Source organism: Vibrio sp. Isolate34, from assembly GCF_022397915.1.
GTDB lineage: Bacteria > Pseudomonadota > Gammaproteobacteria > Enterobacterales > Vibrionaceae > Vibrio.
This window is the reverse complement of the sequence record NZ_JAKEUO010000011.1, coordinates 102,277-116,090: the sequence shown is the minus strand read 5'-3', so window position 1 is coordinate 116,090 and position 13,814 is coordinate 102,277. Positions and strand designations below refer to the sequence as shown.

Annotated in this window: 8 protein-coding genes; 3 read left to right on the top strand and 5 right to left on the bottom strand. The window is 43.0% G+C overall.

Annotation, left to right across the window (positions count from 1 at the left end; all coding sequences use genetic code 11):
- Window positions 1-19: 19 nt before the first annotated feature.
- The 5 genes from L1D22_RS13355 to L1D22_RS13335 all read right to left on the bottom strand — a co-directional run bounded on the left by L1D22_RS13355 (window position 20) and on the right by L1D22_RS13335 (window position 10,766).
- Window positions 20-1,771 carry a polysaccharide lyase family 7 protein gene (locus tag L1D22_RS13355; RefSeq protein WP_239830150.1) on the bottom strand — a complete coding sequence of 584 codons (1,752 nt, stop codon included), beginning with the start codon at window positions 1,769-1,771 and terminating at the stop codon, window positions 20-22.
- 228 nt (window positions 1,772-1,999) lie between these two features.
- Window positions 2,000-3,871 (bottom strand): methyl-accepting chemotaxis protein, encoded by a 1,872-nt coding sequence (locus tag L1D22_RS13350; RefSeq protein WP_239830204.1) that lies wholly within the window; start codon window positions 3,869-3,871, stop codon window positions 2,000-2,002.
- Between the two features lie 1,181 nt (window positions 3,872-5,052).
- On the bottom strand, window positions 5,053-5,934 hold the full coding sequence (locus L1D22_RS13345; protein WP_004733521.1) for an NAD(P)-dependent oxidoreductase: 882 nt from the start codon (window positions 5,932-5,934) through the stop codon (window positions 5,053-5,055).
- A 669-nt stretch (window positions 5,935-6,603) separates the two neighbouring features.
- Window positions 6,604-8,682, bottom strand: coding sequence for a DUF4962 domain-containing protein (locus L1D22_RS13340; protein ID WP_239830149.1), 2,079 nt, complete (start codon window positions 8,680-8,682; stop codon window positions 6,604-6,606).
- Window positions 8,683-8,987: 305 nt separating this feature from the next.
- On the bottom strand, window positions 8,988-10,766 hold the full coding sequence (locus tag L1D22_RS13335) for a transporter (protein ID WP_239830148.1): 1,779 nt from the start codon (window positions 10,764-10,766) through the stop codon (window positions 8,988-8,990).
- Window positions 10,767-11,834: 1,068 nt separating this feature from the next.
- Between L1D22_RS13335 and L1D22_RS13330 the strand changes: the two genes are divergently transcribed.
- From L1D22_RS13330 to L1D22_RS13320, 3 genes are all read left to right on the top strand, one after another.
- On the top strand, window positions 11,835-12,305 hold the full coding sequence (locus L1D22_RS13330; RefSeq protein ID WP_016785024.1) for a hypothetical protein: 471 nt from the start codon (window positions 11,835-11,837) through the stop codon (window positions 12,303-12,305).
- A gap of 25 nt (window positions 12,306-12,330) precedes the next feature.
- A complete protein-coding gene (locus L1D22_RS13325; RefSeq protein ID WP_239830147.1) occupies window positions 12,331-13,257 on the top strand; it encodes a tripartite tricarboxylate transporter substrate binding protein in 927 nt (308 codons plus the stop codon).
- Between the two features lie 88 nt (window positions 13,258-13,345).
- On the top strand, window positions 13,346-13,807 hold the full coding sequence (locus tag L1D22_RS13320) for a tripartite tricarboxylate transporter TctB family protein (RefSeq protein WP_017632245.1): 462 nt from the start codon (window positions 13,346-13,348) through the stop codon (window positions 13,805-13,807).
- The last annotated feature ends 7 nt before the right edge of the window (window positions 13,808-13,814 follow it).

The following is a 13,814-nucleotide window of genomic DNA, read 5'->3' as shown; positions in this document are numbered from 1 at the left end:
CATTCAAGTCCCAGGAAACTCAATAGTGTGCCGCTCTAAGAGAGCTAAAGCTCACATCGAACACCTCACCAGCATAGCCGCTATCAGGTTTAAATTGAGGGTAAATACCCGCTTTGAAATAGAAAGCAATATCTGCCGATGTCCAATCTGATGTTAACGACACCGTGTCGCCATCTTTGTCTGTATAATCTTGTCCCCAAAGAATTGAATGGGAAACAGTGTTGGTTCCATCTAAGTCATGAGTTGCTAAGTACACTCCGTCTTGGTTGGCACGTATCGTATATCGCCACTCTTCACTTGCCGAATAAGTACCTAACTCAACACTGAACGGTTCGCAATAATCGCAATCTTGGTTGTTACGTTCAAAGTTTGAGTTCAAAATCACTCGTACTGGTTTACCCTCACCCTCCCAAAGTAACTTCACTAGGGCTTGATTGATCTTCCAGCCGTGTATTTGCCCAAGCACTACTTTCGGGGCCTGGTTATTAATGTTCGGATAGTCCTCGATTCGCAGGGTTGCGGTTAACTCGTGACTGGTTGTGTTGGTTCTGGTGTCGTCTAAGTACCAACTTGTATCTTCATCGCTGGTACTGCAATCTGGTTGATCACTGCTTTGGTATAGCTCTCTGAGCTCAGAGCGAATATAGCTAGAGTTTTGCGTAGAGGTGCCGTATCCCATATCCGCTCTAAAGTGCATTCTTCCTTCATCTGCATTGAAGTAAGAAAGATTAATATCGCTGTGGTACACATCGCTGTCATTTGAAAGCAGATCTTTACTCGAGTCACAACGTTCCGGCTCTAACTCAGCAGCACTATCACCACCGCTTCCATACCAAGTATCTTTACTTGCCGGAATGGTCAGCTTCCAATCATTAATGTCCCAATCGTTTGACCCATCAATTTGAGTGGTAGTGTATCTCAGCGCCTGATAGTAAGCAGTCGCTTCACCGTTCTCGAATTGGTTATAGATACCCGCTTTGAAATAGCTCAACAGGTGTTGCCAATACGCAATATCTTGATTCACTTTTACTTCATCATTTACTTTGATCGACAGTGTGTTCTCGTAAACAGAAAGATCAAACTTGGTAAAGCTATCCAGTTCCGCCTCACCTAAATCGTAACGATTATATGAAGTGGCATAACAATCCGAAGAGTCAGCCGCACTGCTACAATCAATCGCATTGTTCTTCATTACTGCCCAATAATGTCCTGTGAGGCCTTCTCTCTCTTGCTCCCATACCACACGCAATAACGGATGAGGAATGTAACCGTTCCCACTCTCATCAGTCCCCTTATTGTGTATCTGCAGCAACGTCACTTCATCATGGTCGGCAGGTGAACTCGCCATTGCATGCTCGATATCAGGTAAGCTTATTTCCGCATACAAGCTTCGTCTTACACCCGTTTCATTGATATCGAAGTTTTCTCCCTCACGAACCTCAGAACGCATCTTATAGTTCGTCATTCTAAAAATAAGGTTTTCTGTACCTTCATCTGCATAAAAGTAATCACTGATGTAGCCATCGAAATTACCATCTTTCACTTCAGACGTTTTGTTACCCTCCGCACCGTTAGGATCCGATACTTGAAGGTCAGAACCTGACAGAATGTTTTGATACTTGGCGATGCCATAAGGTGCTACAACACCATAAGAAGTCCCCGGGCTGCTGTTATCAGAGGAGTCATTGCTATCAGTCGAACTATTTGAACTACTTCCACCACAACCATAGGTGAGCGAAGCAAGCGCGACGATGAGGATTGGCTTATTCACATTTATCTCACTTATCCATAAGAGTAGAGTGCTAAGATATATTTGTACTATTTTATGTCAATTATCTATTTATCATAATGTGAGATGCGACAAATGAGGTGGCGTTACCGAGGATTTACAGACAAAAACAACGCAGAAAGGCCACTCTAAACTCGACAGGTTTGGAGTGGCTCTCAGGCTAAAAGCCATAATTAACACATTGATTTTTAGTGTTTATTAATAGAAACGTTAGACTTTAAAGCTACTCATTAGCTCGCTAACGCTGCCATTCAGTGTTTTGATTTCAGCCGACTCTGTCAGTTGATCTTGGCTTAGCTTATTAAGCTCCTCAACGAAGCTTTCAATCTTATGCATGTTCTTAGCGATACTCTGAATCAGCGCATTTTGCTCAACAGAAGATCCTGAGATATCGTTGTTGAAACGACTCACAGTTTCCATCTGTACCGTTAGCTTCGCTAGCATGTTTACCGCTTGAACAACTTGAGCACGAGTCATCTCGCAATTGCTCTTCGTTAACTCAATCGATTTAACCAAACCATCCGATTTAGACTGCAACCCAGATAACGCCTCTTCGATTTCAGAGGTGCTGATTTGAGTTCGGTTTGCTAGCGCACGGACTTCGTCAGCCACCACAGCAAAACCTCGACCATGCTCACCTGCTCTCGCCGCTTCTATGGATGCATTCAACGCTAGCAAGTTAGTTTGCTCAGCAATACCACCAATCACAGACACTATCGACTGGATGCTCTGTGTTTCATTAGCCATAGAACGAATATCATCCGACGTCGTGCAAACTTGCTTCTCAAGATCACTGATGTACGTTTCTGTCACTGTGTTGATTTGCTTAGTCTCGTCACTAAACACGGCCGCATCTCGCGCGGCTTCTGCTGCTGACTGTGAGTTTTTCTCTACTTCACTTGAAGCTTCAGACAATCCATTAATCGCAGAGACTACTTGAACCGTTTCATCGGTATGAACTTTCAGTACATCGCTGGTTTCTTTGCAGCCTTCTCGAATACTTAATACCTTGGTATCAAGATCCGAGTTCTTGAATTTCACGTCTTTAACCATCTCTTGAAGGCCAATGATGAACAAGTTGATGTCTTTGGCGATGTGTCCTAGATCGTCATTGCCTTTCTCTGCAAGCCTTTGAGTCAGGTCGCCATTACCTTGAGAAAGGTCGTGAACAATTTTACGCAGTGACACGATTGGGCGGTAGAAACGATTCAGGAGTAGAATCATCAATATGACCGACCCCAATACACAGGCGATAATCAGCATTCGAGCATCCGACATCACACCATTCAGCTGATCGAGCGCAAGTTCAGGATCAATACTTGAAATCATGTACCACTCTTTCTGGCTGCCAATATCGACCTTCTTAGCCATCAAGATTCGCTGATTACCATCAATCACACCTTCAATGAATTGATCCGGTCGTTCGATAGCTTCATTGAGTTTCATTAAGGCGTCAGCAGAAGAGATATTGCTCTGTGGAAGCACGTTTTCTATTGTGGATGCAATTACCATCCCTCTCTCATCCACAATGATACCTTTGGCTTCGTAGATGCTATCTAGCTGTTTGAGCTGAGTTTCCAAATCATCGAATCGAATATCCGCCATGATCACACGATCTTGGTATGAGTAAGTCACACCAATCATAGGCACTTGAGTACTCTTAGTGAAAAACAGATCACTAAAAGATAAGCCTGATTTCAATTTCGCTTGTTGATACCAAGGGCGAGTTGTTGGGTTGTATTTTTCTTTGATTCCAACACCGTTAGGGAAAGATTCGGAAGGACGAGAAGTGTAAGAACGGCCGTCGTCAAAACCCACCACAATTTTGTCAATGCCACCGAGCTTAGCCGCGTAATGCATCAGAGCTTCATTTGGCACTTGGTATGGGGATTTCATGAACTCTTGTGCAACGGAATTGACCGTATCTATGGTGCGCTGAACGGTACTTTCAATCTGATTAATCTCTATTGTTAGCGAGTGATCAATCTCGTTATAAATCGTTTGATTTACCTGATCAGTCGCCAAGTTAAGCGTGAACCAGTTAGTAAATGCCAAGGCACTAGAACTGACGATCGCCACCATTAAAATCAATTTTCCTTTAAACCCTAGAGACAATTTTGAATTCATAAAGCTCATCATCCATATCAACCTATGTCTATTATTTTCATCCTAATGAAATGGTCATTTTTTAGATATTCGAAGATACGGGAAGCAAAACTTGTTCATGCCGTTCCATCGTCACAACCATCAATTTAATTAATATTGTATGTTTAATTAACTGCACTTTCTGTGAGCGATCTTGATATATCAAAACTGGTTAAAACCACCCTGTGACATAGGTATCATTTATGAGTTTGAACTTTTAACATGATTAGAAAGGAATGATTAACCAATTAAAAATGATCAACTTTCAGATAATTACCACACAACTTCGTCGATAATGCCTCTACTCAAATTATTCATATCACTTTCGGTCATCTGACTAGGAAAGTGAGCCTTAAGTCACATTTTTACCAACCAACCATTCACTCAAGGCATTCAACCTTAAAATTTATTTGTAATACAATAAGCCTTAAGTTATGGTGTATTTGAATCATAACTTAAGTTCTTTCTGAATGCTTTTGTGCAATTCAAAGTGGAAATTGAAGCGTCTCGCTTTAAGGTCATTGAACACGTTTAACGTAGAAACTGTCGGGGGATCTCGTTAAGCGGTACTTCACTTAGATTGCTCATTCGTTTTTTCAGACGGCTCGTCCGAATACGCCCACATAGTCACCAGCTGTGTGGGCTTTTTTTTGTTTTGTGATTATCGCTTCGGGTTTTGGTTATCGATCTACACTACGAACTATCGCGCATTAGTAGCGGTTTTAAGTATTTGATCATGTGAGGATAGAGAGTCAGCGGATACATAACAAAGCACGTCTAGAACAAAGAGTTTCTGGAGGCGTTAAGTCTTAGCAGCAGCTTTGCAGCATTCAAAATTGAGATAAAACGAAAGTCGAAACAGGCACAGTTTTGATTAGGTAGAACAATAAGAAGCAAAAAGAGTAGAACGAGAAAACTAATACTGATGGCTGCGGGTTTTACGAGGGAGAGTGAAACCGTGGGAGCAAACTGGTATTAAGGATAAAACAGGGAGCGAGGATAAAGCGGGATTTGAGATAAAACGGGCTTATCGATAAGACTTGTGCAGATAAAAACGAACCTCGCTGAGGTATCGCCGCCTAAAAGACAGACAATACCCTAGCGAGGTCGTACGTCGATTACTTCTCTAGTTTAGCGAAGTAGTCGAAGATTACTGGTACGTCGTTGTTACCCATGCCTGCGTCAACAGCAGCTTGTAGGCTAGTTGCAGTACCTTGAGCGATTAGAGACTCAGTACCTAGCTCTTCACAAAGAGCAAGGAAGTAACCAAGGTCTTTGTTAGCGTTAGCAACAGAGAAACCTAGCTTCTCTTCGCCGTCTACTGCGTAGAACTTACAGAATTGCATGAACGGAGAGTTAGATGGACCTGCAGACATGATGTCAAACAGTTGTTGGCCATCAACACCAGCGCGTTGAGCAACAGCGAAAGCTTGAGACATAGTTGCAACAGTCGTCATACCCATGAAGTTGTTTACAAGCTTAGTTACGTGACCAGAACCTAGAGCACCTAGGTGGAATACGTTTTCGCCTTGCTCTTCAAGAACAGGTTTAACTTTGTTGAAAGTTTCCATGTCGCCAGCAGCCATGATGTTCAGAAGACCATCTTTAGCGTGTGCAGGAGTACGACCTAGAGGTGCGTCGATCATGCCCGCGCCTTTTTCAGCTAGAGCTGCGCCGATTTTCTTAGTAGAAGCAGGGATAGAAGTACCGAAGTCTACTAGTACTGCGCCTTCTTTGATGCCCGCTAGAACGCCGTCTTCGCCGTAAACGATTTTTTCAACAACAGCTGAAGTTGTAAGACAAAACTGAACGATATCACTTGCAGCAGCTAGTTCTTTAGCAGAAGTGAATGCAGTCGCATTGCCGCGATCTGTAACGCGAGCAACAGCTTCAGCGCTTAGATCCATTACGTTTACGTGGTAGCCGCGCTTTTGTAGGTTTTCAACCATGTTGCCGCCCATAAGACCTAGGCCAATGAAACCGATTACAGGTTTAGTCATGTTCAAACTCCAAATATAGTATTGTATGATTATATGGTCATTATAATAACGACGTCTTTTCCGTTACGCAATAGTTTTAGGGTAATCCTTCAATGCTTAGACGCAAGTTGTGACGGGGATTCACTTTACGAGAGAATATGGTCACGCTTTGTACTTTGAGGAACGATATCTCACTCAAAAATTCGTCTATTGATGAAATAACATACGTTAAATGTCATACGATTATTAAAAATAAACCACGCCTTTAACTATTGTTAACTCACTGGTCCTTTTTTCAGTCAGTACTAAAGTCGTTAGTATTAAAGCAGTCAGTGACTAAGAGCATTCACTGTAAATAAGCACTGAAGCGTGGCAGGAACATCCCTCTCCCTTAATCTGCGTAGTTCATCAGCCCCTTACCTACTATTGCTCCTGTATCGATTGGTTTGGCATCGAGATACCTAGCAAATGCAGTTGTCGCGCTGTTTGAGCATGTGTGGATACACTTTAATAGAGGCTTGTGACACAACGGTTTAATCTGCGATGTGTTTAAACTGTGATGCCTTTTAACTGCGATGAAGCATCGCCAGTTTGGTCCAAGCTAACAGTGTTGCCCTTTTCACCCCACAAAAAAAAACTCCAAGCTTTCGCCCGGAGTTTTTAATATATCGCTTCTGTTATTTCAGCAGATTACAGTTCAATTGAAACCGTTTCACCATCAACATTAAGCAGTAGCGTGTTGCCTTCAAGCTTGTGAGACACTTCAACTTGCTCACCTTCGTTCTTATTTGGAACAAGAAGCGTCAAGATGTTGTGCTCTTTCGATGGTTTGAATTCCACTTCAACGTGACGGTGGATCTCAAGATCTTTGAACTCATATGGGTCTACTTCACCGAAACCTTCAACGTTCTTAACTGAAGTGATGTTATCAGCAGACTCATTGATGAAGTTCACGTCTAGGTGCGCAACTTCGCCACGGATAGTGAAAGACTTATCAGCCACTTCGTTAGCGAAAGTTGTGTGCATTAGCCAAGTCATGTCTTTCTCTTCAGAAAGCGTTGCCTTGTCTTGCATTACGAATACTTTACCTTGAACAAACCAGATCTTACGCTTGTAAGATTCGATTTCAGGAACGAAGTACTTGTAAGATGCCGTTGCGTCACCTTCAACCATCTTCACATCAGATTCTGTGTCGAAGTCAGAGATTGTACCGCCCGCTTCAATACAGAAACGATCTTGGTGGTTCTCGTAACCTGTGTTCTTGTTCTCGCCGTACTGACCTTTACCGCCAAATAATGGCAGATTTTTAGAGAACGTGTGACGACGCCATTTAGTGTGCATATCAACACCAAAACCACCGTAGTAGCCAGTGATTGACGCCAGCGTTTCACCAAATGCATGCAACGTGAATGCGTTTTGGTCACCGTGAGAGTGGCTGATTGAGCCAAACGGAGAACACTTGAATACCATGTGAATATGGTTATCACGCTCAGTCATCTTGTTGTGGAATGCAGCCCAACCCGTGATTGGGAACACTTTCAACAATGGATCGTTTGATGGCGCTTTCTCTTCTGGTGCATCCCAAAGGATGTTGAAGCGAAGATCGTCGTAACCGAAGTCCCACCAGCCGAAGTTGTAGAACTTCGTGTGCGCTTCAGTATCACGGCCTTTAAGTTGGTTGTAGTACCAAACGTACTCAGGCTTTTGGTTAACACCTGCGTAGTGCTTGATGTTGTAAGCCAGTTTTAGACCTGGGAAGTCACCAATTGAAGACTGGTCACAGAAGCTCGCGCGCTTAGAGTGGACAGGCATGCAGTAAAGCGGGAAGTCACCTGTGTTTTCGTAGAATGTTTTATTGAACATGTCTACACCACAGTATGCTTTCAATAGGTCGAATGCTTCACCTAAGAATGCAGTTTGCGTGTTCCAGTAATCTGGACCTTCAGCCCAACCGCCGTCTTCACCGCCCCATGGTGGGTAGTGTACTGCGTAGTATTCTAGAGCGTAAGCAATGTATTCGCCTGCTTTCGGGTGATCGTGGTAAAGCGCGATACACGTTGGGATAATAGCAGAAGAGATAGAACGAACACCGTGGCTGTTTAGTGGGTTGTTCAATAGATCAACCGTTACTTTCAGGTGGTGCATGATTTCGTCTAGACGCTCAATCAAAGCATCTTGAACTTGCTGACGCTCTTCATCTGTGAAGTAGCCGTGTAGCCAGTCGTAACCCCAAGCCATAGCCGCGATAACACGGAAAGCCGCTTCATCGTTGTAGCCACGAGAAGTCACACCTTCTGGATCGTACGTAGACAGTTTTAGAGTCCAAGCTTTTGCTTTCGCAATGAGCGCTTCGTCTTCTTTTACCACACCAGCAATCGCTAGGTTACGTGTCGCGTTCAGTGCCATTTGGCAATCAACGTACATTTGACGCCAGTAAGGACGCCACAAAGAAGCTTTGCCAACTGTTTCCGCTGGGTACGCTTGAGGCTCTTCGAAAGGTGCTGTCTCAAGGAACTTAACGGTAGAGTTGTTGTAGAAATCATCAAACATGCAGTGAGCTTCATCAGCTTTCACTTTTGCTTTGAATTCTTCTAGCTGATCAGCTTGAACAAGAAGACGTGGACGTGCTTCGCTCAAGTTGTCTAGGAATGATAGGTCGAAGTCACGTTTCTGTACTTCGATAGGGAGTAGGTCTACAAGATTACCTGCTGAAGTGTCATTCTCCAGCTTCATCTTCCTGATTGCATCAAGAGATTTTTGGTCGCTCATTCTAACTCACTTATATTCAAGTTGACTGAAAGGAATTAGTAACAATATACGTCTTATTGTAGGACAATTAAATCTGTTTCGATTCGATTGAACACTTTTTTACAGTTTTCGTGATTTAGGTCTGATGTTGCACTCCAGAACAAGCGCTCCCTGTGCTCCTGCTCGAACCCAATCCAGGTAGATACTCGCATCAAATCTAAACTGCCCTCCCCTCAGCGTTCATCGCCCGACAGTGTTCCAACTTTGCAAAACAAAAAATGCGATGCTCTCTCGAGCATCGCATTCTATTAAACATTTTCTATGTATTAGCTTTCAGCGACTGCTTTCGCTTGCTTGCCGCCATCATCGACAGCTTTAACCAGCAGCATACCAACACCGCCAACTATCACACCACATAGGATGAAGACTAGGCGTCCCCACATTGGGTTTGAAAGCATTGCCATCAGCATGATACCAACACCCGCAACTGCGATAAGTTTACCAAGCATCTCACGCTGTTTGTTGTCTAGTTTCTTCTGTTCCGCTGACTCAGCAACAAGTGGCGTTGCTAGATTACCGAAGAACTTATCAACGTCAGCCTGACGCTTCTCAGTTAATGGTTTGTAGAACAGAGTAGATAGGATGAAGAAACCGCCTGTCAGTGTAATGTGACCGATTAGACCGATAGCAACCTTAACATCAGACCATTCACGGCTTGTTAGCTCTTCTAGACCGAAGACTGACGACACCATTTCAGCATTAACAACGAAACCTACGTAGTAAGAAACGAAACCACCGACCACTAGCGTACCCCAACCTGCCCAGTCCGGAGTCTTCTTAATAAAGAAGCCAAGGAATGCTGGAATTGTCATTGGGAAGCCGATCAGTGCGCCCACATACATCATTGTATCGAACAGGCTCAAACCTTTAAGCGAGTTGATGAACTGTGCGATAAGGATGATAGCGATACCAAACACGGCAGAAGTAATCTTAGAAACCGTTACTAGTTCTTTCTCTGTCGCGTTGCCTTTACGAACGATTGGTTCGTAGAAGTTCTTAACGAAAATACCTGAGTTACGGTTTAGACCAGAATCCATTGAAGACATTGTCGCGGCAAACATAGCGGCAACGAGAAGGCCAACCATACCTGCTGGCATGTATTCTTGTACGAAGTATAGGTATGCAAAGTCACCCGCTTTCTTACCTGCATCTGGGTAAGCTGCTGCTAGGTCAACACCTTGACCTGCAATGTACCAAGAAGGCATGAACCAGATGAATACACCACCAAGCATTAGCACACATGCTAGTAGCGCTGCTTTCTTCGCGTTCTTTGAGTCTTTAGCCGCAAGGTAACGGTAAGAGTTAAGCATGTTGTTAGTAATAGAGAACTGTTTAACGAAGATGAAGAATGCCCAAATACTGAAGATGCTTAGGTAGTTAATGTTGTTACCAGAAAGGAAAGAACCGCCTTCCGCTACTGGGAAGTTATTTACGATTTCACCAACACCGCCGCCTTGAACAACTGCAACAACAGCACAAGTCACGGTTACCGCCATGATGATAACCATCTGCATGAAGTCAGATGCGATTACCGCCCATGAACCACCTGTTACTGACATCGCCAATACAACCAAGCCAGTAATCCAGATTGTCGCTGTCATGTCGAAGCCGAAGATACCAGAAGCGATGATTGCCAGTGCGTTTAACCATACACCCGCAGAAACAACACTGTTCGGCATTGAAGACCAAGTGAATACTTGTTCGTTCGTTGCACCGAAGCGCATACGGATAGCTTCGATTACCGTTACTACACGTAGCTGGCGGAATTTAGGCGCGAAGTATGCGAAGTTCATGAAGTAACCAAATGCGTTTGCTACGAAAATGACCGCGACTGCAAAACCATCGTTATACGCTTTACCTGCCGCACCTGTGAATGTCCATGCACTAAACTGGGTCATAAAGGCGGTTGCACCAACCATCCACCACAACATGTTACCGCCCCCGCGGAAGTAGTCACTGGTGGTACTTGTAAATGTTCTAAACATCCAGCCTATCGCGATCAAGAATAGGAAATAAATGCCGACAATAATCGTGTTGAGTTCCATCGTGTATCCTTTGTCCGTTGTAATTTGTTACGAGCACTATAGGAAACCTGAAACCTTATTTGTAGTACAATAATCCAAATAAGTGATGGTGATCTTATTTTGATTGATTAAGTTAATTATATATATGACATAGGATGGAATATGGCCAATCCATTAAGGAAATTACTGAGATTGAGGTAAAAACTCGAAAAACCAAAACCAAAGAACATTAGGTCATTAAAAATCAATGATTTACAAAAACATGAGGCTTTGCACACTTTTTAACAAATACAACCAAACACATATAAATATAAAATTCTCAAAAATAATAAAAGCTAAATCAGAGCTGAATCGCTCTCATTTATCACACAATAAACTAGTGTTTTGTTATCGATTCAGAGTGGATAATTTCATTAGAATTCTACTTAGATTAATCAATATAGAAGCGGCATATCCTGTTCTAACGATGGCTGATTCAAAATATACAAAAATGAAAAATCATAGATGACGCATAATTATTGGGGTGGAGTGTGTGTCTAAAAAACGAATATCGAGCGTAATATTGTTTTTATTATGATGGTCAAGAGAACTACCGCTAAACGTATACAAGGAGAGATTGACTTAAGCGGGAGCGAACCAAAACAGTGCAACCCATAGTGCAACACGCTTCCCAAAAACAAAAATCACGCACTGGCATACCTGTTTAACTGGTTTTGATGAACCTATAAATAGTTCATCGGGACCTTTACTTGGTTCACATGAAAGTTCAAAACCACGTTTAGCTTGCAGTTGCTAAACGGTAGTTAGCGTCTTGTGGAGAACCGCAGACATGTGCGCATTTATCCCGTATTTTTAGGGCGATCTATTATCAAGCTAAAATAAACCTGGATCTGGATCCGGTCCAATCATACCCAGTTCATAAAAAGACCAGAATCACACTATTTCCGACATAATATGGTTAAAACAAGATCGAAGTCTTATTAGAAGACTTTCACTTGTGATCGCTCCCCGCTTCCAAGTCATCGTTAATTGAAGAATTATTGTCATACAATATTCTATATTCATCTACCAAACGTAAGGACATGTGGAATGCGATCAATGAAAGACATCACTCAAGACGCGATCGATATCGTTAAACCCTCTATCGACAAGCTGTTTGAAAGAACCAATAGAAAAGAACTGCATATTGTCGTTATGAATCCACACCTCAAACCTTGGGAAGCCTCTTTTGAAGACGCCATTCTATATGAAGAATCGTTAGGAGCTCCTGACAACTGGACAATCAAGTTTGATCACCTTGCCCGTAAGAAAGCACAACAAGCGTGGCGAGAATCGACAAGCAACCTAACACTGCACTCCCAACACCCATCTTCACTACGCGACGAAGACTTACTGTTTTATGGTTCGTTTGTTTACGGAAACGTGGTTGTTGCCTGCAGTGGTGTACAACAGTGGTATGACATGCTGATCAGTGGCTGGATAGCGGTAGCTATTGAACAGTTAGCAATGCACGAATACCAAACCGAAAAAGCAGAAAACCCTACAAAAACATATCGCTAATAATTAGAAACAGAAGGTACTTATTATGAGTAAACTATTAAAATCCATTATGCTAGCAGCCGGTATACTTGTTTCTGCAACGTCAATTGCAGCAGACTATCCAAGCAAAAACATTCGCTTAGTTGTGCCATTTGGCGCGGGCGGCGGCACCGATGCCGTTGGTCGTACTCTTGCAAATAGCGCGAAAGACATTCTTGGGCAAAATATTTCAATCATGAACCGTACGGGTGGTGCTGGCGCCGTTGGTATGAGCTTTGGTGCTCAGCAGCGTGCTGATGGTTACACGTTGACAGTGGTAACACGTGAAATTGCTTCACTTCCTCAAATGGGTTTAATGCGTCATACCGCTGATGACTTTAGACTCATTCGTTTAGTTAACTTAGACCCAGCGGTCGTATTGGTTGCAGCAGATAGCCCATACAACACGATTAACGACCTAATTAAGGAAGCCAAAGAAAAACCAGGCAGCGTAAAATTCGCTTCAACCGCTGCGCCAAACTTCTACCTAATGTCTCTTGAAAAAGATCAAGGCATCAAACTAAACGCTATCCCTTACAACGGTGCATCAGAAGCAATTCCTGCTGTATTAGGCCATCACACAGACGTCACTATGGTTACTCCTGGTGAAGCTATTGCTCAGCTTCGTTCAGGCCAACTAAAAGCATTAGGTGTCATGTCTGAAGAGCGTATTCAATACATTCCAGATGTTCCTACTTTGAAAGAGCAAGGCATTGATGTAGTAACAGGTACATGGCGCGGTATTGGTGCTCCAAAAAATACACCTGATGCAGTAATCGAGAAGTTGGGTGCTGCATTTGATAAAGCAATGGAAAGTGAAGAGTTCAAATCTTTCATGGAGAAAGGTGCTATGACGATTCACAACCTTGATGACAAAGCCTTCACTGAATTTGTCGCAGAAGATACAAAATCACTGACTCAATTAATTCAATAACCATTGTTCGGAGGCACAGCTTTTATCAGTTGTGCCTCTGCTATTAGTTTGTACCTTTCCCTTGCTTTACTTTTTAGGGGTAAACTCCATGTCTAACGCTCACTCTAACTTAAACCGAAACGTCGTTTTCCCTTCTATCATCATTATCCTTAGCGCAATCGCTCTCGCGCTGATCACTCAATTTGATCGTCCGATGTACCAAGATGCAAGTGTCGATGCAAAATTCTTCCCGATGATGATTGTGATTGCCCAAATTGCTATCTGTATAGTTCTCATCATTCAACACAAATTAAAAGGTGCCTCTGAACAACAAGAAGCGATGATAAGCAAGATGTCGATTTTCGGTGTTGCTTTTCTTATTGGCTACGCATTACTCATCAGTGTGGTTGGCTACCTTTACGCGAGTTTGATTGCATTTATGTTTTACCTCGTTTACTTCAAAGTTAAGAAGCCAATCTATTACGTTGTCGCCGTTGTCTTTGTTTTCGCGGTTTACTATCTATTTGGCGAGGTGTTCTACATCGCGCTTCCTGAAGCAACGTGGTCATAGGAGGTAA